We start from the raw sequence: 17,908 nt of genomic DNA, 5'->3' as shown, positions 1-17,908 counted from the left end.
CAACCTGACTGTAAGCGCGTAAATAGCAAATGAGCGTGAATTTTAGTTCTGTAGGGCAATCAGTGATTGATGCACATCAAATAAAACTCGCCGAATTAATCAATTTTTACGCTTTTTAAAAAGAGACGCAGATTAGCATTCATGACTTAAATACTTAATTTATTTTATATAAAACTCATTAATATTTTCCTCCGGTAAAATTTTCGTGGTTAAGAATTGACCTCACCCGCACTCTGTGCCTTAATGTCAAGGTCGCCCTTTTTATGGGGTAAACCTTAAGGAACCTTTTGTGAGTCAGGCAACCCCTATGCGAAAACGCCATCGATTTGACAGTCGCATGACCCGTATCGTACTGCTAATCAGCTTTATTTTTTTCTTTGGTCGTTTTATCTATTCCTTCAATTGGTGCCTGGTATCATCATCAGGATAAGCTCCAGTCTCAGCAAGTAAGCCAACCTATCGATTCTTCCGCACAACGCTAACGCACTGTTTTTATTTGTACACGTCTTTACGTGGGGTTTGTCACATCAACGCATGACGCACCATCGTCAGGATCATCGCCACGCCAAATCCGGCGAGGACAGCTCCGGCTACGCGCTCAATAATATGCACCCAGGCTGTGAGACGTATCTGTATGGCGGATAATCCGATCAATGTCGCGATGGCAAGATTCCATGCCAGCACCGCCAGGCTCATCCATACGCCGGAAAAGATCTGCTGCGCAAATGTGACGTTCGCGCCCAGGATCGAGGTCATCAGCGCCAGATAAAAAAGCGCATTTTTGGGATTAAGTAACGCGGACCCCAGCCCAAGTAGAAACTGTTTTCGCCACGACGGGCAATCCATCCGGGTGGCGTTGAGCGCCAGCACCTGCTTACGGCTGCGCAACAGATGCCCGCCAATCCAGATTAAATAGAGCGCGCCAGCAATTTCAATCAGACGAAACAGCAGCCCGTAATCCTGTAATAGCCGCCAGCCACACATCGCCACCACAATATAAAACGCGTTTCCCAGCGCGATCCCCGGACCAATTCCGGCGCTGCCCCGCAGGCGATAACGGATGGCGTAACCGGCCAGCAGGAAGAAATCAGGGCCAGGACTGACCAGCGCTACAAAGTGTGAAAGCGCAAGCAGTGGAAACGCGGCGGGAATAAATTCGGGTAACAAAGACATAGCAACCTCATCAGTAAAAGACGAGGTCACTTTATGGCGTTGTCAGACTTAATTATTGTCTGATATTGATCGCCCCTGCGCATACTGGCGGGGCGTGGAAGAGGTAAAACTGACGAACGTGCGGTGAAAATGGCTTTGATCGGCAAAACCGCTTTGATAACCCACATCGGCGATATCACTGCCCGCCCGCAACTGTGCTTTAGCAAATTCCACACGGGCATTATTGACCCAGGCTCCTGGCGTCAGCCCTGTCGCCAGCTTGAACTGGCGAATCAGCGTCTCTTTACGCAGCATGTACCGCTGTGCCAGGCAATCCAGCGACGGGGGCTGCTGAATATCGGCCAGTAGCGTCGTTTGCATATAGTTGCAGAGTTCAGCCGGTTTCGCCGCAGTTTGCAGGCCGGGCAGGCTGACAAGCAGCGCACGTACCGCCTCCTGTAATTCCCCAGTCTGGTTATCTTCCAACAGGGAGATAATGTGCATAAAGGCGGTGAAGAATGAAGGATTGCGTAACACCGTTTGTGCGCAGTGAAGATGCTCCCCTGGCGCGAACCCCAACTGTTGCAGGCACCACGCCTCATCAAGGTACAACATGTGATAGCTACGTGGACGTTCGGCTGCCGGATTGCAACTGTGCGCTTCACGGGGCGCTATCAGCACCATATCGCCCTGAGAGAGGTGATATTCATGACCACTGCAACGCGTAACGGTCTCGCCGTCGATAATCGCGCCAATAGACAACTGAGGGTGCTGGTGCAGTTTATAGGCCTGCGTACTTTGTACGGTAGAACGCCATTCGACCCACGGCACAAGCGGAGAGCGCCAGAAGCGTTGTTCAATGTTCCGCGTTGTCATCTCTCCCTCCTCCTCACATGATTCCAGACTTCGAGCAGCTACTTTTCGGCAACGCGCGTGAGCCACTCAGCATAAGCCGGGCTGGCGTGCGCTGGCATATTTTGCTGCCCGGCGCTGAATTCATCCTGCATGCCAAATATTTTCCAAGCAGGGGGGCAAGCTGTGCCGCCGGGCTGTTTCCTGCGTGGTGGTGCGCAACAGCTCCAGCGTACGCTTTTTATATTCGCCCAGCACCTCCGATTGATAATCAAAAGCTTTCCCCAGCCCGGAGAAGTACATCAGCTTCGGCACTTCCGCCTGTGGCCACTGCAACGCCATGTTGAGCGGCCACTCCAGGCATTGTCCGCTCACCCCATACGGCTGAACGCGGCACCTGCTGGTTAGCCGCCAGCGTTAACATAAAGGCCTGGCCCAGTTCACCAAGATAGATATCCATCGCATCAACGGATGGACGCGCATAGAACGCATCCAGCGGCTGAGGGTTCACCGCTCCCACTTTTGCCAGCAGGCGTTGCTCCAGCTCAAGCACCAGCGCTCCCAGCTCAGACTGCGCTACCGTGCTGCTCTCAGTACCGCATTGGGTTCGTTGGGTACAATCCCAAAGGCTGAGCGTGAGCTGCCACTGACGCTGTTCCCCTTCTCCTGAGCAACCTATCTCCCCGGTCACGAAGTATTTCATTTCTGGCGGGACAAGGTCGAACAGCTCGTTGCCATCAAACACATGGGTTGAGACAACCAGCCGATGCCCGTGGCGACCTGCACGTAACAACGGGCGGCATAATCACTCCAGTAGTGGGTTGCCTCGGCAAGATACAGTGGGATTGCACGGGTAAGGCGCCAGGTCATCCTCACGCTGAGATTCGGAAGGTGTCGGGTCATCGTCGATTTTACTCAGCACAAAGAAACCGACCGTGTTTGCCTCTTGCGGTTTCTGCCCGAAAAGCCAGTCGGCATTACACAGCCCGTACTGCCAGACAGGCTGCGTAAGGGCAAGCGTATTGATTTCCACCTCGCCAGGGTCGGTGGGTGTGCCCTGGGCGTACTGCTCGCGCATTTTCTGGAAGGCGCAGGCGGTTCATCCAGATACTGTTTAAGCGGTGGGTAGTCCAGCGCATACATCCGGCTTAACAGCTTTTCCCCTTCGTCGGGGTTACCCAGCTCCTGATAAGCTCGCAGCAGGTTAATACCGGCCATCGGATCGTGGCGCTGCTCGTCATACACGGGAGCAATGAGCTCAACAAGCAGCGCAATCTCGCCGTTTCTGCCCAGATCGCCGGAGATCATCATCAGCGAACTGCCGTCATATCTCCCACCGGCGAGAACTTCGTCATACAGTGCCCGGGCGGCCGCTACATTGTTATGTTCCAGGTGATAGCGCGCCAGCCAGAGTTGCGCGCGCCAGGAGCCGGGCAGCGCCGCAACGGTACGTAGACCCGCGACATATCCCGCTTCCCCTTCACGCTCCTGCTTAATACTCGCCCACCAGAGCAAGCCATTATCCAGATTGGGGTCGGCTTCGATAGCCTGCCAGAGCAGTTCCTCGGCACGGGCATCGTCACCCTTGTGAGAGAAAACTTTTGCCAGATTGGTCAGCAAAATTCCCGTAGCCCCGACTTTCGCTATACCGGCCTGCAGTGTGTTTTCGGCCTCAACCAGTCGTTTATTTTCCATCAGCACAATGCTCTGAATGGTATGACTGCGTTCGGGTCTTCATCAATCTCCACGAGGCGCGCGGCGGCAGGAATAAGATCGGCGGCAAAACCATCGTTCAGGCCCCCCAGGATCGCATCATAAAGTTCTGCCGCGTTATTCCACTTTTGCTCAAGGCCGGGCAGGAAAACATTGTTTCGCCAGTCTCTGCGGGCGATATGCATTTCTCGCCCGTTGGCGTCGTATGCCACGATCATCTCTTCATTTGGAACCGGGGCGTGTCCTGCCTGCGTATGTTCAGATTCCACAGGGCCTGGGTCTGTTCTTTTTTGCCACTAAGGGCGCTGAGAAGTTTTTTAAACATAGTGAGCATCGTGGCAAGTGAGAGGGGCCGAAGTCCGTGTTCCGATGATGATTCGCCCTTCGCTCGCATTCCTCGTATCCAATGAGGTCGCAAGCGCAATGAAGATAAAGCGTCGATGAGCAAATCAGGACATACAAAGAACACTCAGCCAAAAGGTTGGCATAAAATGCCCGCCCCGTCTAATGCCTGGAATGGTGGGGCGAGAAGTCCATTTACTTTGTGTTTAAGCGCCTGTTCAAAATATCGTGCACATATTTTTCAATCACAATGTGGTTCTCCAGGCTTACTTTTGCGATGAAAGCCTCGAGAAAATCGCGCGTTGAATGGAGCGTATCGGCGACAAGACTATCGAATTCGCTTTGGGTAAAACGGGTATACCGGGAAGCGTTGAGCGCTGGAGTAGCGTGTGTGCAATGACTTCAAGCACCGCACGGCGGTAGTCATCAGAAAGCAGGACATCAAGGTCGGCCTGTCAGATAGTAAATGTGAAGCTAAAACTGACGAATCCGGAGTCGACGGGCAATGAATAGCTCAGTTGCTCTCCCAATTGCGCCACATGAGGTTCATATCCGTCACCCATTAAACATACAGGCTGCATACTATGCGCTCCTTTAAATTTTATGTTAGATATCAAAAAACCTGCGCCAGGTAGCCACTTAGCGACTGCATAGTAAATATCATCAATCTGCTAACCACACATAAAAAAAACACCGGCAGCTTGAGGCTTACTGGTGTCTTCGTAGGTTCGTATTATTGCCGGAAAACGCGCATTCAGGTTTATCAGGCCATTATCAAACGCTTAAACAGTAACTGTTGGATGTCCTGCCGATGTGCCAGGATCGCATGCGCTGTTACTGATGTTCCCTCTACTGCATACAAAACCCTGTAACCGTCAGCGTGGTTAAACTCCCGGTATTTGGCGCAGCCAATTTTCAGCAGTTCAGGGCAAATCTGGCAGCCCAACGGGAACTGACCAACGGTACTCTCAAACTGTGCGAGAATATCTGCGATAACCGGACGCGGCTCGACATCAACACGGCGCAGATAACTCACTATTGTGTCGACACAGAGTCTTACAGTAAGCGTGTACTCGAAGGTAACCTGCGGTTCCATAGAAGTCCCTTAGCGTTGCGTGTTCTGCGTTTAATCCGCAAGACCATCCAGCAACTGGTCTTTTGAGAACACGCGCCCCTCAGCTTTATCTTTCTCTGACAGGGTTAGCAGTTTCAGCAAAGCGATGGCATTTTCTCGTTCCTGCTGCTGGTCATAGGACTCTATCACATAAGCAGGCACACCATTTTGCGTCACCAGAATGGGTTCTGACACATCGAGCGTGGCCGCATTTTTTTTAACGTAGCTAATTGTCTCCACTTTCATTGCATCTTCCCCTCACACTCTACATGACACAGATGGTTTTAATATAGACCATATTCAGACCACCAACAATAAACCTTCTGTTTTGTCTTTTCTGATAAATGATTAGAGAAATAAAAACCCTCTGTAAAAACAGAGGGTTGGTTTAAGGCAGAAGGACGTTATCGCTTATTCCCACTCAATCGTCGCTGGCGGTTTACCGCTGATGTCATACACCACGCGGGAGATGCCATTCACTTCGTTGATGATGCGGTTGGAAACGCGGCCGAGGAAGTCGTACGGCAGGTGTGCCCAGTGCGCGGTCATAAAGTCGATGGTTTCAACGGCACGCAGAGAGACAACCCAGTCGTACTTACGGCCATCGCCCATCACGCCAACAGAGCGGACCGGCAGGAAGACGGTAAAAGCCTGGCTAACTTTGTTGTAAAGGTCAGCTTTACGCAGCTCTTCAATAAAGATGGCATCGGCACGACGCAGCAGGTCGCAGTACTCTTTCTTCACTTCGCCCAGAACGCGAACGCCAAGGCCTGGCCCCGGGAACGGATGGCGGTAAAGCATATCGTACGGCAGACCCAGCTCAAGGCCGATTTTACGTACTTCGTCTTTGAACAGCTCACGCAGCGGTTCAACCAGACCCATCTTCATCTCTTTCGGCAGGCCGCCCACGTTGTGGTGAGACTTAATCACGTGCGCTTTACCGGTCGCCGATGCGGCAGACTCGATCACGTCAGGGTAAATTGTGCCCTGCGCCAGCCATTTCACGTCTTCAAGTTTCAGGGCTTCTTCGTCGAAGATTTCAACGAACACGCGACCAATGATTTTGCGTTTGGCTTCCGGATCGTTCTCGCCCGCCAGTTCACTCAGGAAGCGTGATTCGCCTTCCACGTGAACAATGTTCAGGCCGAAGTGGTCGCCGAACATATCCATTACCTGCTCAGCTTCATTCAGACGCAGCAGACCGTTATCGACGAACACGCAGGTCAGGTTTTTGCCGATTGCACGGTGCAGCAGCATCGCCGTCACGGAGGAGTCAACGCCGCCGGACAGGCCGAGGATCACTTTGTCGTCACCAACCTGCGCGCGGATGCGTTCGATAGCGTCGTCGATGATTTTCGCCGGGGTCCACAGGGCTTCACACTGGCAGATATCGATAACGAAACGCTCCAGCATACGCAGGCCCTGACGGGTATGGGTCACTTCCGGGTGGAACTGTACGCCGTAGAAGCGTTTTTCTTCGTTAGCCATAATGGCGAACGGACAGGTTTCGGTGCTGGCAACGGTAACAAAGTCAGACGGGATAGCCGTCACTTTATCGCCATGGCTCATCCACACGTCCAGCAGCGGTTTGCCGTCTGCGGTCAGGGAATCTTCAATACCACGAATCAGGGCGCTGTCGGTCAGAACTTCTACCTGTGCATAGCCGAATTCGCGCTCGCTGGACGCTTCGACATGGCCGCCCAACTGCATCGCCATGGTCTGCATGCCGTAGCACACGCCAAATACCGGCACGCCAGCTTCAAACACATACTGCGGTGCGCGCGGGCTGTTATCCTCAGTGGTACTTTCCGGGCCGCCGGAAAGAATGATACCGCTTGGGTTAAATTCACGAATCTGCGCTTCGGTGACATCCCATGCCCACAGTTCACAGTAAACACCAAGCTCACGCACGCGGCGGGCAACAAGTTGCGTGTACTGAGAACCGAAATCGAGGATAAGGATGCGATGTTTATGAATGTTTTCCGTCATTGACGCTAATTCCGAGGCAAGTGAAACAAAATCGCCCGGCATTTAGCCGGGCGTGGAAAATATCAGGAGCCCATACGGTAGTTCGGGGATTCCTTGGTGATGGTCACATCATGGACGTGGCTTTCCTGGATGCCCGCACCGCTGATACGCACGAATTCCGCTTTAGTGCGCAGCAGGTCGATGGTACCACAGCCGGTCAGACCCATACAGGAACGCAGGCCGCCCATTTGCTGGTGAATGATCTCTTTCAGGCGACCTTTATACGCCACGCGACCTTCGATACCTTCCGGCACCAGTTTGTCAGCGGCATTATCCGTCTGGAAGTAACGGTCAGAGGAGCCTTTGGACATCGCGCCCAGAGAACCCATCCCGCGGTAAGATTTGTAAGAGCGGCCCTGGTAGAGTTCGATTTCGCCCGGGGATTCTTCGGTGCCTGCCAGCATTGAGCCCACCATCACCGCTGCCGCGCCAGCGGCAATCGCTTTGGCGATGTCGCCAGAGAAGCGGATACCACCGTCAGCGATAACCGGAATACCAGTGCCTTCCAGCGCTTCAACCGCGTCGGATACAGCCGTAATCTGCGGAACACCCACGCCGGTCACGATACGGGTGGTACAGGATAGAGCCAGGGCCGATACCGACTTTCACTGCGCTGCAACCGGCTTCCGCCAGCGCACGTGCGCCTGCGCCCGTCGCTACGTTACCGCCAATGATTTGCAATCGGGGTATTTGGCACGGGTTTCACGAATACGCTGCAGAACGCCTTCGGAATGGCCATGAGAGGAGTCAATCAGCAGAACGTCGACGCCCGCCGCAACCAGCGCATCAACACGCTCTTCGTTGCCCGCACCTGCGCCAACCGCCGCACCGACACGCAGACGGCCTTGCTCGTCCTTACAGGCGTTCGGTTTACGTTCCGCTTTCTGGAAGTCTTTCACGGTGATCATGCCGAGCAGACGGAATTTATCGTCGACAACCAGCGCTTTCTCTACGCGTTTTTCGTGCATTTTCGCGAATACAACTTCACGCGCTTCGCCTTCGCGAACGGTGACCAGACGCTCTTTCGGCGTCATGTATACGCTAACAGGCTGGTTCAGGTCGGTGACAAAGCGAACGTCACGACCGGTAATGATCCCCACCAGTGAATTGTCTTCGGCAACCACCGGGTAACCGGCAAAACCGTTACGCTCGGTCAGTTCTTTCACTTTCGCGCAGGGTAGTGGTTGGCAAAACGGTCTGAGGGTCTTTAACCACGCCGGACTCGTGTTTTTTAACACGGCGAACTTCTTCAGCCTGGCGTTCGATGGACATGTTTTTATGAATAAAGCCAATGCCGCCTTCCTGTGCCAGGGCAATTGCCAGGCGCGCTTCCGTAACGGTGTCCATTGCTGCGGAGAGCATCGGAATATTCAGACGAATGGTCTTAGTGAGCTGAGTGCTCAAATCGGCAGTATTCGGCAGAACGGTGGAGTGAGCGGGAACGAGGAGGACGTCGTCAAACGTCAGGGCTTCTTTAGCGATACGTAGCATGGGCAATATCTCTGACCTGGGTGGTTAAATATTGCCGTGGCATTATACAGAGCGTAACCGATTGCTTCCACATTTTTTTGCGAAAAATACTTGCACTCATCTCTGAGCGGGTTACTATCGACTGAATAACCTGCTGATTTAGAATTTGATCTAGCTCACATGTCATCTCTTCAAAGCCCCGCAATTTTTACCGTTACTCGCCTGAATCAAACAGTACGTAGCCTGCTGGAACGCGAAATCGGCAAGGTCTGGATAACGGGTGAAATCTCCAATTTCACACAGCCTGCCTCTGGTCACTGGTATTTCACGCTTAAAGACGACACGGCGCAGGTTCGCGGTGCGATGTTCCGTAACAGCAACCGTCGCGTAACGTTCCGCCCGCAGCATGGCCAACAGGTACTGGTTCGCGCCTCCGTCACGCTCTATGACCCGCGCGGCGATTACCAGATAATCGTTGAAAGCATGCAGCCCGCCGGTGAAGGGTTGCTGCAGCAGAAATATGAGCAACTGAAAGCGGCGCTGTCAGCAGAAGGGCTTTTCGATCAGCAGTTCAAACAACCGCTCCCCACACCGGCCCACTGTATTGGCGTTATCACCTCGAAAACCGGCGCTGCGCTGCATGACATTCTTCACGTCCTGAGGCGACGCGATCCTTCTCTGCCGGTGGTCATTTACCCCACGGCGGTACAAGGTGACGATGCGCCGGGGCAGATTGTGCGCGCCATTGAACTGGCGAACGCACGTCAGGAATGTGATGTGCTGATTGTTGGCCGTGGCGGTGGCTCGCTGGAAGATTTATGGAGCTTTAACGACGAACGCGTGGCGCGCGCCATTTTTGCCAGCCGCATTCCGGTGGTCAGCGCCGTCGGCCACGAAACCGATGTGACCATTGCAGATTTTGTGGCGGATTTACGCGCCCCTACCCCCTCTGCCGCCGCGGAAATCGTCAGTCGCAACCAGACGGAACTGCTGCGCCAGATCCAGTCTGCTCAACAACGTCTTGAGATGGCGATGGACTTTTTCATTGCTAACCGTACCCGGCGTTTTACCCAACTTAATCACAGGCTGCAACAGCAGCATCCGCAGTTGCGCCTCGCCCGTCAGCAAACCGTGCTGGAAAAACTCCGCCAGCGGATGCGTGTCGCCCTGGATAGCCAGCTTAAACAGGCTAGCCAGCGACAACGCCGCGTCGCCCAGCGTTTGAATCAGCAAAACCCGCAGCCGCGGATCTGGCGTGCGCAGACGCGTATTCAGCAACTGGAATACCGGCTGGCGGAAAGCCTGCGCGCACAGTTAAGCGTGACGCGAGAGCGTTTCGGCAAGGCGGTGACGCACCTGGAGGCGGTCAGCCCGTTATCGACGCTGGCACGCGGGTATAGCGTCACCACGGCCGCCGATGGCAAGGTGCTGAAACAGGCGAAACAGGTCAAAACGGGCGATACGCTTACTACCCGTCTCGCCGATGGCTGGGTAGAAAGTGAAGTGAAAAGCGTCCAGCCCGTAAAAAAAACGCGGGCGTCTAAACCCCGCAACGCAGGCTAATTCACGGCTTCGTCGGGGTCAGCAACATAACAAAAAGCGCCAGTCCGGCAAAAATGAAAAGCGACCAGGCCGCCCCCAGTAATGCATAGAGTTGCCCAAAAATTATCGCCCCCGCCACCTGCCCCACCGCCAGCATAAAAAAGACGATGCCCACCCCGGCGGCGGGAGCATTTGCCGTTGCGGACGCACCGCAGACCAGCAGCACGCCGGAAAGCGTGATATAACCCACGCCACAGAGGGCCGCCGCCGGAATCAGCCACCCGCTATAACCATGACTTACCGCCAGTAGCACCAGCGGCGCGGCCATAAAAAGCAGCGACAGCCAGTAAACCGGGTTCCAGCCTGTCCGGGCGGCCAGCGCGCCAGTAAAGACGCCAGCAATTCCCGCCCCGCCGCTCACCAGCCACAACATGCTGGTGGTCTCTTTTCAAGGTGCAGATGTTTTTGCAGAATATCGGGCCCAAAGTTCCACCACGCCGCGCTCGCTATCCCACAGATAAACGCAATCAGCGCCAGCCGCCGCAGTGCCTGGCACTGTAAGACCTGCCGCCAGGATTGCTCCTTTTTAGCCCCCGGCGCCCGGACGGCGGGTGAATCGCGCATCACCGGTAGCAGGCAAAGCAGAGCAAGCACCGCGAAAGCTACGCAGGCTCCACGCCACCCAAAGGGGATAAAAAGCAGTACCGGTACGGAAAGGATAATGCCGCCGCCAGTACCGGCATTGATAAAAGTGTTAGTGGTAGACTGCCGACGCTCTGCCACAGCCTGGCTGACCGCCGCAGCCAGTGACGGCGATGCCAGCCCCGAACTCAGACCGGCGATAAACAGCCCCAGCGCAAGGTGTAGTACACCCGAAGACAACGCCAGGATCAGTAGCCCAAACGCAGCGCAGAGTGCCGAAACGATCGCAGTGGTACGGGCGCCGTAACGCCCGGTTACCGGGGCAGCCCAGAGCGATGAAAAACAGTAGGCGATATAGCTACAGGCGGCGATAACACCGGCCGACCGTGGGCTCAGCGCAATATCCTGCCCTACCGATGGTAGCATCAGCCCCCAGGCAAAACGCGCCATGCCATACGTCACGGCGATGAGCAAAAATCCGGTTAACGCAAGCGGTGAAATCGTTTTAGCCACACCCGACCCTCTTTTTTGATTGAGCAGTTAATGATGGTCGAAACCGACAGTTTTGCCGCGTAAGGGGTAAAAAAGCCGAATGTCACATAAACTTGTAGTCAGCCTTGCCAACAATCAGGAGAGCAGCATGACAGCGACACGACTTCACAGTGTTATCCCGCCCTACATCCTGCGCCGCATTATTGATAACGGCTCCGACGTACAGCAAAAGTGCGCCCGCCAGACCCTAACCCATGTCCAGACGCTCATGGCGCATATGCCGGGTAAACCTGCCGCGCCGCATGTCGCGAAAGCGGGCCAGTTGCAGCGGGACATTTACGATGCGAAACAGACTCAGGAGTTGCCTGGCACGCAGGTGCGCTTTGAGGGGCAGTCATCAAATGGCGATATCGCCGTGGATGAAGCATGGGAATATCTGGGTGTGACGCACGATTTTTTCTGGAAAATTTTTCATCGCGATTCACTGGATAATAAGGGCCTGACGCTTATCGGTACCGTTCACTATGGACGTGATTACCAGAATGCGTTCTGGAACGGTCAGCAGATGGTATTTGGCGATGGTGACGGCGAGATCTTTAACCGTTTCACTATCGCGCCGGATATTGTCGCCCACGAACTTAGCCATGGCGTAACGGAGACCGAAGCCGGGCTGATTTATTTCGAACAGTCCGGGGCGCTTAATGAATCGTTATCCGATGTCTTCGGCTCGCTGGTGAAACAATATCTGCATAAACAGACCGCACAAGAAGCGGACTGGCTTATTGGCGAAGGGCTGTTGGCCGCAGGCATCAACGGTAAGGGGTTGCGTTCCATGGCAGAACCTGGCACCGCCTATGACGACCCGCTGCTCGGCAAAGACCCTCAGCCCGCGCATATGAAGGACTTTATAAAAACCCGCGAAGATAACGGCGGCGTGCATCTTAACTCCGGCATCCCTAACCGTGCGTTCTATCTCGCCGCCACCGCGCTCGGCGGCCACGCCTGGGAGAAAGCAGGCTACGCATGGTATGACACCGTCTGCGATCGGGCGCTGGCGCAGAACGCGGATTTTGCGGCGTTCGCCCGTCTGACCGTCGCCCACGGCGAAAAACGGTCGGGAAAAGAGACCGCGGAAGCCATTAAACAGGCCTGGATTGAGACAGGGGTACTGTGATGAATATTCCCGAGCTCACTGAAGACGCGGTCATTGAGCTTGCCCGCGAAGGGGGGGTGGCGTTTATCCCACAGTTGAGCGGCCTGCGCAGGATCGCCCTTTCCGCTCTCACACCAGAGCAGCGAGCGCGGGTGATTGATGTGTTACAGCAAGCGCTGCCTCGTGGCTTTCCGCCGGGGCAGACGGACTCTCCGGGGCGCGGCGACCAGCGTTATTTTCGCATTCAGATAATCTGGACCCACCACAACCAGGCGCACTATACCGATATCATCTTGCTGGTGCCGGAACAGGAGGCGCCGCCCTCGCTGGTGGATTTGTGGAAAAAGGGCGAAAGCGGCGTCTGTGATTAAGCGTCCTGCAGGGCGAAGACCACCCGCTTTTTGGAGATCAGGCCGTGGCCCTGCTGGCAGAAATAGTCAACCGCTCCGCAGGCTTTGAGCACGTCCAGCGGCTGCTGGCACTCCGGACATAGCGCACTGAGTGCGTAATCTTTATCACAGCCATGACAGTGACCATGCGTGCCAATCAATTCCAGCGGGTTGTGGCAGGTTGGGCATTTAAATCCATAAATATCCTCCCAGAATGTCAACCGGTGGCGATAATGCCACCGGTATTTCCGACCTTACTTACTTTTCTTGATATGCTTAATCAAGCGCTTACGTTTACGCATCTGGTTTGGCGTCAGCGTATTGCGTTTATCTGCATACGGGTTTTCCCCTTCCTTAAACTGAATACGGATAGGTGTGCCCATCACATCCAGCGATTTACGGAAGTAGTTCATCAGATAACGCTTGTAGGAGTCCGGCAGGTCTTTTACCTGGTTGCCGTGAATCACCACAATCGGCGGGTTATAACCACCGGCATGCGCGTATTTCAGCTTCACGCGACGACCACGAACCAACGGCGGCTGGTGATCTTCAGACGCCATATTCATGATACGGGTCAGCATCGCGGTGCTCTGGCGACGGGTCGAGCTGTCATAGGCTTCACGCACGGATTCAAACAGGTTACCTACGCCGCTGCCATGCAGTGCGGAGATGAAGTGTACGCGAGCAAAGTCGATAAAGCCCAGACGGAAGTCCAGTGTCTCTTTGACCTGCTCTTTCACTTCCTGGCTGAGGCCATCCCATTTGTTGACCACGATAACCAGTGAGCGCCCACTATTGAGGATGAAGCCAAGCAGTGAGAGGTCGCTGGTCAGAGATACCTTCACGGGCATCAATAACCAGCATCACGACGTTAGCGTCTTCAATCGCCTGCAGCGTTTTGATTACCGAGAATTTTTCCACCGCATCGGTGATTTTGCCGCGTTTACGCACGCCCGCGGTGTCGATCAGAACGTACTCGCGTCCATCACGCTCCATCGGGATATAAATACTGTCACGCGTGGTGCCCGGCATGTCATAAACCACAACACGCTCTTCCCCGAGGATACGGTTAGTCAGTGTGGACTTACCGACATTAGGACGCCCGACAATCGCCAGCTTGATAGGCAGGTCCTGCGGGTTGAAGTCGTCTTCCGGTTCTTCTTCGCCGTCTTCATCTTTACCGTCGTCGAACTGCGCCCAGTAGGCAGCGTCTTCATCCAGCTCTTCCGGCGGAATCGATTTCATCCATCCACGGCAGCAGAACGTGTTCCAGCAGGCTGACAACACCACGGCCATGCGAGGCGGCAATCGGGTGAATCTCACCCAGGCCAAGCGCGTAGAAGTCGACAACCGCCTGATCCGGGTCCAGACCGTCCGTTTTGTTCGCGACGAGGAATGTCGGTTTTTCTCGCGAACGCAGGTGTTTGGCAATGGCTTCGTCAGCCGGCATCAGCCCGGCGCGCGCATCCACCATAAACAGCACCACATCGGCTTCTTCAATCGCCAGCAGCGACTGCTCCGCCATACGGGTTTCTACGCCGTCTTCCGTACCATCAATACCGCCCGTATCGATACAGATAAATTCACGACCTTCGACTTCAGCACAACCGTACTTACGGTCACGGGTCAGCCCCGGAAAATCCGCTACCAGCGCATCACGGGTGCGTGTTAAACGGTTAAAAAGCGTGGATTTTCCAACGTTAGGGCGCCCGACCAGCGCGACCACAGGTATCATGTTTAAAGCCTCATTACTAAGAATTCAAAATCAAAACGTCGCAACGCTGGCGACGTTTTAAAAACAGTAAAACGGCCCCTGCAACAGGAGCCGTCTTCTCACGAACGACCACCTTCGCGCGATTAACGCGTGATGGCGTACAGCGTACCGTCTTTAGCCTGGATAAGCAGTTTGCCTTCCGCAGCAACAGGATCGGTCAGGAAACCGGAGCCGTCCACTTTCTGCTGCGCGACAAAACGCCCGTCTTCGACGTTAATCCAGTGCATATAGCCTTCGCTGTCACCGGTCACGATGTAACCATTATACAACGCCGGAGCGGTAAGGTTACGGTGCAGGAGATCGCTTTGTGTCCACAGCGTCACACCACCGTCGGTGGTCAGCGCCAGAACGCGGTCATTCTGGTCAATCATGTAGATGCGGTTACCATCGACAATGAAATTGCTCACTGAACCCAGTTCACGTTTCCACATGATCTGGCCGCTACGCAAATCCAGCGCCGTCAGGTTACCGTTGTAAGCCAGCGCATAAACCACGCCGTTTACAATCACCGGCGTTGTATCGACATCGCTCAGACGGTCGATTTCAGTCGGACCCGTTGCCTGAGAAATACGCTGCTGCCAAATCATCTGGCCCTGCTGCATCAACACGGCGCTTACGCGACCGTTGTCGCCGCCCACAATGGCTGCGCCGTAGGCGGTAGCCGGTGCGGATTCGCCACGCAGGGACAGCGACGGCATATCAAGGTTAACCGTCCATTTCACCGCACCGTCGCTCTCATTAAGCGCCTGCAACTGGCCGTTACTGGTATGAATCAGCACCAGGCCGTCGCTGACAACAGGGCGGGATAACGCTTCACCGGCAACGTTGGTTTTCCATGCCTGGGAACCGTCGTTCGTATTCAGCGCATAGACCTTCGCTTCGCTGCCCACGTAGACATGGCCGCCTGCGACGGTCACACCACCGGACAACAGCGCCGGGCTGCTGGAGAACCAGCCAGATTTTTCTGCCAGGTTAACGGACCAGACTTCTTTGCCGTCGCTCGCACTAACCGCTTTTACCGTACCGCGACGGTCAGCAGCGTAGACCACGCCACTATCCAGCGCCGGATGCAAATTAGAGTGAAAATCGCCAATACCGCTACCCACGGAAGTACTCCACGCGGTAGACGGGTTAAACTGGTTAGTCACCGTCGGCAGAGGGGACATTTTGACAACGTCTTCTTCGCTGTTAAACAGGGAACAACCGCTCAGTAAGGTGACGGACAGCAGTCCAGGCAGAAGTAATTTACGCAATTGCATCGGGTCCCTCTTAGATGGACAAATTGTTGATTTTCATCTGCATCATTTCACTCAGCGCCGGGGATGCGTTGTTTTTAACGCCATTTTCCCAGGCGGTGCGTGCACCTTGTTTGTCGCCTTTGCTGAGCAGCGCTTCGCCACGCAGGTCGGCAACAATGGCCGCCCAGCCGTCGCCTTTCACGTTATCAAGCGTTTTCAGCGCAGCATCTTGCTGCTTGAGCTGCACCTGGATACGGGCGAGACGAATGTTAATCATACCCTTAAGGTTTTCATCGCTGGTGGCGGCAAGACCTTGTTGCAGTTGCGCGGAAGCCTTTTCCAGCTCATCGCGTTGAACATACTGCTGTGCCAGCTCCAGTGATGCCAGCGCGCCATAGGTATTCTTATTCTCAGCCGCGAATTTCTCCGCCGCTGTCAGCGTTTCAGGTTTATCAGCACGAATCGCGGTAATGGCGTTTTCATAGCCTTGTGAAGCAGATCTCGCTGTTTCGGTTTGGTGACTTGTCCAGTAGCGCCAGCCAACTAACGCACCAATACCTAAAATGACACCAACAGCCAGCGCTTTGCCGTTCTCAGCAAAAAAGCGTTTGAGCGCGTCTACCTGTTCGTTGTCGTTCTCGTAAATTTCCACGCAGTCCTTCTCCTTAACGATAATTCACCGGGGAGATTAGCCCAGTAGTGTGCGCAAATGCGCCGCAACGCTGTCCTGCGTTACCGTATTTTGCTCACCAGAGCGTAAATCCTTCACTACAACGTTACCGTCAGCGATTTCAGACTCACCCAGCACCAGTGCGAGCTTAGCGCCCCACTTATCGGCACGGGCAAATTGCTTTTTGAAATTACCGCCGCCGTGGTTCGTCATGAGCTTAACGTCAGGTAACGCATCGCGTACCTGTTCAGCCAGTTGCATTGCAGCGGACTGTACGTTTTCGCCTGACGCTACCAGGTATATATCGACAACGGATTCTGCTTTAAATTCCGGATTAACTGCCTGAACCAACAAAACAAGTCGCTCAAGGCCCATCGCGAAGCCAACCGCCGGCGTTGCGCGCCCGCCAAGCTGCTCGACCAGACCATCGTAACGGCCACCTGCGCAGACCGTTCCCTGGGAACCCAGGCTGGTGGTCACCCACTCGAAAACGGTGCGGTTGTAATAATCAAGACCGCGCACCAGACGCTGGTTGACCGTGTAGGCAATACCCGCAGCTTCCAGCAGTTTGCACAGGCCCGCGAAGTGTTCGCGAGACTCTTCATCCAGATAATCGCCAAGGGCTGGCGCCGCGTTCAGAAGCGCCTGAATGTCTGGGTTTTTGGAATCCAGTACGCGCAGCGGGTTGCTGTACATACGGCGTTTGCAATCTTCGTCCAGTTGCTCTTTATGCTGCTCAAGAAACGCCACCAGCGCATCGCGATAGTTCGCACGTGCTTCCAGCGAGCCAATAGAGTTCAGTTCGAGGCTAACGTGATCGAAGATACCCAGCGCACGCCACCAGCGCGCAGTAAGCATAATCAGTTCGGCATCAATGTCCGGGCCCTGCAGACCAAACACTTCGACACCCAACTGATGGAACTGGCGGTAGCGACCTTTTTGCGGGCGCTCATAGCGGAACATCGGACCGACATACCACAGGCGCTGTTCCTGATTGTACAGAAGACCATGCTCGATGCCGGCGCGTACACAGCCCGCTGTACCTTCTGGACGCAGCGTCAGGCTATCGCCGTTGCGATCGTCAAAGGTGTACATCTCTTTTTCAACCACGTCGGTAACTTCACCGATCGCGCGTTTGAATAACGGGGTCTGCTCTACAATCGGCAAACGGATTTCATTGTAACCGTAGCTGCCGAGCACGTTTTTGAGTGTGCCTTCAATGCGCTGCCAGATGGCGGTTTCGCCAGGCAGATAATCGTTCATGCCGCGAATGGCTTGAATATTCTTTGCCACGTTTATTCTCTTTTTGAATACAAAAAATGAACCCTCAGGGCTTG

The 17,908-nt window shown here is 54.6% G+C and carries 17 protein-coding genes and 4 pseudogenes; 4 read left to right on the top strand and 17 right to left on the bottom strand.

Features of this window, described 5'->3' with window-relative positions; genetic code table 11:
* Positions 1 to 289: 289 nt before the first annotated feature.
* A pseudogene (locus ACS0RQ_RS06840) lies at positions 290 to 482 on the top strand (YfgG family protein).
* A 40-nt stretch (positions 483 to 522) separates the two neighbouring features.
* Here the strand turns inward: ACS0RQ_RS06840 and ACS0RQ_RS06835 are convergent.
* The 10 genes and pseudogenes from ACS0RQ_RS06835 to guaB form a co-directional block, all read right to left on the bottom strand.
* On the bottom strand, positions 523 to 1,173 hold the full coding sequence (locus ACS0RQ_RS06835; protein WP_271849601.1) for a LysE family translocator: 651 nt from the start codon (positions 1,171 to 1,173) through the stop codon (positions 523 to 525).
* Positions 1,174 to 1,221: 48 nt separating this feature from the next.
* Positions 1,222 to 2,028: an AraC family transcriptional regulator gene (locus ACS0RQ_RS06830; RefSeq protein ID WP_271849600.1), complete on the bottom strand. Its 807-nt coding sequence runs from the start codon at positions 2,026 to 2,028 to the stop codon at positions 1,222 to 1,224.
* A gap of 247 nt (positions 2,029 to 2,275) precedes the next feature.
* Positions 2,276 to 2,797, bottom strand: coding sequence for a hypothetical protein (locus ACS0RQ_RS06825; RefSeq protein WP_499079278.1), 522 nt, complete (start codon positions 2,795 to 2,797; stop codon positions 2,276 to 2,278).
* 122 nt (positions 2,798 to 2,919) lie between these two features.
* Entirely contained in the window at positions 2,920 to 3,699 is a 780-nt protein-coding gene (locus ACS0RQ_RS06820) for a tetratricopeptide repeat protein (RefSeq protein WP_499079277.1), read from the bottom strand.
* The gene (locus ACS0RQ_RS06815) at positions 3,699 to 3,986 is read right to left on the bottom strand and encodes a hypothetical protein (protein WP_499079276.1); all 288 of its coding nucleotides are present in this window, start codon (positions 3,984 to 3,986) and stop codon (positions 3,699 to 3,701) included. The genes ACS0RQ_RS06820 and ACS0RQ_RS06815 overlap by 1 nt, the downstream gene beginning before the upstream one ends.
* A 268-nt stretch (positions 3,987 to 4,254) precedes the next feature.
* Positions 4,255 to 4,640, bottom strand: a pseudogene (locus tag ACS0RQ_RS06810) (hypothetical protein).
* A gap of 182 nt (positions 4,641 to 4,822) precedes the next feature.
* Positions 4,823 to 5,155 (bottom strand): type II toxin-antitoxin system RelE/ParE family toxin, encoded by a 333-nt coding sequence (locus tag ACS0RQ_RS06805; RefSeq protein WP_271849597.1) that lies wholly within the window; start codon positions 5,153 to 5,155, stop codon positions 4,823 to 4,825.
* A gap of 30 nt (positions 5,156 to 5,185) precedes the next feature.
* Complete coding sequence (locus tag ACS0RQ_RS06800) at positions 5,186 to 5,419, bottom strand: type II toxin-antitoxin system Phd/YefM family antitoxin (protein WP_039079677.1); 234 nt, start codon at positions 5,417 to 5,419, stop codon at positions 5,186 to 5,188.
* 165 nt (positions 5,420 to 5,584) lie between these two features.
* Complete coding sequence (guaA, locus tag ACS0RQ_RS06795) at positions 5,585 to 7,162, bottom strand: glutamine-hydrolyzing GMP synthase (protein WP_039079792.1); 1,578 nt, start codon at positions 7,160 to 7,162, stop codon at positions 5,585 to 5,587.
* Between the two features lie 62 nt (positions 7,163 to 7,224).
* Positions 7,225 to 8,692, bottom strand: a pseudogene (guaB, locus tag ACS0RQ_RS06790) (IMP dehydrogenase).
* A 159-nt stretch (positions 8,693 to 8,851) separates the two neighbouring features.
* On the opposite strand from guaB, the gene xseA reads away from it, so the two are divergent.
* On the top strand, positions 8,852 to 10,234 hold the full coding sequence (gene xseA, locus ACS0RQ_RS06785; protein ID WP_499079275.1) for an exodeoxyribonuclease VII large subunit: 1,383 nt from the start codon (positions 8,852 to 8,854) through the stop codon (positions 10,232 to 10,234).
* 1 nt (position 10,235) lies between these two features.
* Here xseA and ACS0RQ_RS06780 read toward each other — a convergent pair whose 3' ends face one another.
* Both ACS0RQ_RS06780 and ACS0RQ_RS06775 read right to left on the bottom strand, forming a co-directional pair.
* Positions 10,236 to 10,646, bottom strand: coding sequence for a hypothetical protein (locus ACS0RQ_RS06780; protein WP_499079274.1), 411 nt, complete (start codon positions 10,644 to 10,646; stop codon positions 10,236 to 10,238).
* A complete protein-coding gene (locus ACS0RQ_RS06775) occupies positions 10,631 to 11,368 on the bottom strand; it encodes an MFS transporter (protein ID WP_499079273.1) in 738 nt (245 codons plus the stop codon). The genes ACS0RQ_RS06780 and ACS0RQ_RS06775 overlap by 16 nt, the downstream gene beginning before the upstream one ends.
* Before the next feature lie 127 nt (positions 11,369 to 11,495).
* On the opposite strand from ACS0RQ_RS06775, the gene ACS0RQ_RS06770 reads away from it, so the two are divergent.
* Together ACS0RQ_RS06770 and ACS0RQ_RS06765 are read left to right on the top strand one after the other, a co-directional pair.
* Positions 11,496 to 12,521 carry a M4 family metallopeptidase gene (locus ACS0RQ_RS06770; protein ID WP_271849595.1) on the top strand — a complete coding sequence of 342 codons (1,026 nt, stop codon included), beginning with the start codon at positions 11,496 to 11,498 and terminating at the stop codon, positions 12,519 to 12,521.
* Positions 12,521 to 12,871, top strand: coding sequence for a protealysin inhibitor emfourin (locus ACS0RQ_RS06765; RefSeq protein WP_039079673.1), 351 nt, complete (start codon positions 12,521 to 12,523; stop codon positions 12,869 to 12,871). Before ACS0RQ_RS06770 ends, ACS0RQ_RS06765 begins: the two co-directional genes overlap by 1 nt.
* Here the strand turns inward: ACS0RQ_RS06765 and ACS0RQ_RS06760 are convergent.
* The 5 genes and pseudogenes from ACS0RQ_RS06760 to hisS form a co-directional block, all read right to left on the bottom strand.
* Positions 12,868 to 13,110, bottom strand: a complete 243-nt coding sequence (locus ACS0RQ_RS06760; protein ID WP_499079272.1) for a zinc ribbon domain-containing protein — start codon at positions 13,108 to 13,110, stop codon at positions 12,868 to 12,870. The two genes, ACS0RQ_RS06765 and ACS0RQ_RS06760, sit on opposite strands and share 4 nt — an antisense overlap.
* A 33-nt stretch (positions 13,111 to 13,143) precedes the next feature.
* Positions 13,144 to 14,624 (bottom strand): annotated as a pseudogene (der, locus tag ACS0RQ_RS06755) (ribosome biogenesis GTPase Der).
* 122 nt (positions 14,625 to 14,746) lie between these two features.
* Positions 14,747 to 15,922 carry an outer membrane protein assembly factor BamB gene (bamB, locus tag ACS0RQ_RS06750; RefSeq protein ID WP_499079271.1) on the bottom strand — a complete coding sequence of 392 codons (1,176 nt, stop codon included), beginning with the start codon at positions 15,920 to 15,922 and terminating at the stop codon, positions 14,747 to 14,749.
* A 10-nt stretch (positions 15,923 to 15,932) separates the two neighbouring features.
* Complete coding sequence (locus tag ACS0RQ_RS06745; protein ID WP_271849592.1) at positions 15,933 to 16,553, bottom strand: YfgM family protein; 621 nt, start codon at positions 16,551 to 16,553, stop codon at positions 15,933 to 15,935.
* A 36-nt stretch (positions 16,554 to 16,589) separates the two neighbouring features.
* Positions 16,590 to 17,864: a histidine--tRNA ligase gene (gene hisS / locus ACS0RQ_RS06740; RefSeq protein WP_039079790.1), complete on the bottom strand. Its 1,275-nt coding sequence runs from the start codon at positions 17,862 to 17,864 to the stop codon at positions 16,590 to 16,592.
* Between the last annotated feature and the right edge of the window lie 44 nt (positions 17,865 to 17,908).

The sequence above is a fragment of the Phytobacter diazotrophicus genome (assembly GCF_052061655.1).
Taxonomy (GTDB): Bacteria; Pseudomonadota; Gammaproteobacteria; order Enterobacterales; family Enterobacteriaceae; genus Phytobacter; species Phytobacter diazotrophicus.
This window is presented reverse-complemented; position numbering and strand designations above follow the sequence as displayed.

What these genes read in the sequence shown, in the direction of transcription:
- ACS0RQ_RS06835 (WP_271849601.1), bottom strand. Translation starts at nt 1,173, where the DNA reads ATGTCTTTGTTACCCGAATTTATTCCCGCCGCGTTTCCACTGCTTGCG.
- xseA (WP_499079275.1), top strand. Translation starts at nt 8,852, where the DNA reads ATGTCATCTCTTCAAAGCCCCGCAATTTTTACCGTTACTCGCCTGAAT.
- ACS0RQ_RS06830 (WP_271849600.1), bottom strand. Translation starts at nt 2,028, where the DNA reads ATGACAACGCGGAACATTGAACAACGCTTCTGGCGCTCTCCGCTTGTG.
- ACS0RQ_RS06820 (WP_499079277.1), bottom strand. Translation starts at nt 3,699, where the DNA reads ATGGAAAATAAACGACTGGTTGAGGCCGAAAACACACTGCAGGCCGGT.
- ACS0RQ_RS06800 (WP_039079677.1), bottom strand. Translation starts at nt 5,419, where the DNA reads ATGAAAGTGGAGACAATTAGCTACGTTAAAAAAAATGCGGCCACGCTC.
- guaA (WP_039079792.1), bottom strand. Translation starts at nt 7,162, where the DNA reads ATGACGGAAAACATTCATAAACATCGCATCCTTATCCTCGATTTCGGT.
- bamB (WP_499079271.1), bottom strand. Translation starts at nt 15,922, where the DNA reads ATGCAATTGCGTAAATTACTTCTGCCTGGACTGCTGTCCGTCACCTTA.
- ACS0RQ_RS06780 (WP_499079274.1), bottom strand. Translation starts at nt 10,646, where the DNA reads ATGTTGTGGCTGGTGAGCGGCGGGGCGGGAATTGCTGGCGTCTTTACT.
- ACS0RQ_RS06765 (WP_039079673.1), top strand. Translation starts at nt 12,521, where the DNA reads ATGAATATTCCCGAGCTCACTGAAGACGCGGTCATTGAGCTTGCCCGC.
- ACS0RQ_RS06805 (WP_271849597.1), bottom strand. Translation starts at nt 5,155, where the DNA reads ATGGAACCGCAGGTTACCTTCGAGTACACGCTTACTGTAAGACTCTGT.
- ACS0RQ_RS06770 (WP_271849595.1), top strand. Translation starts at nt 11,496, where the DNA reads ATGACAGCGACACGACTTCACAGTGTTATCCCGCCCTACATCCTGCGC.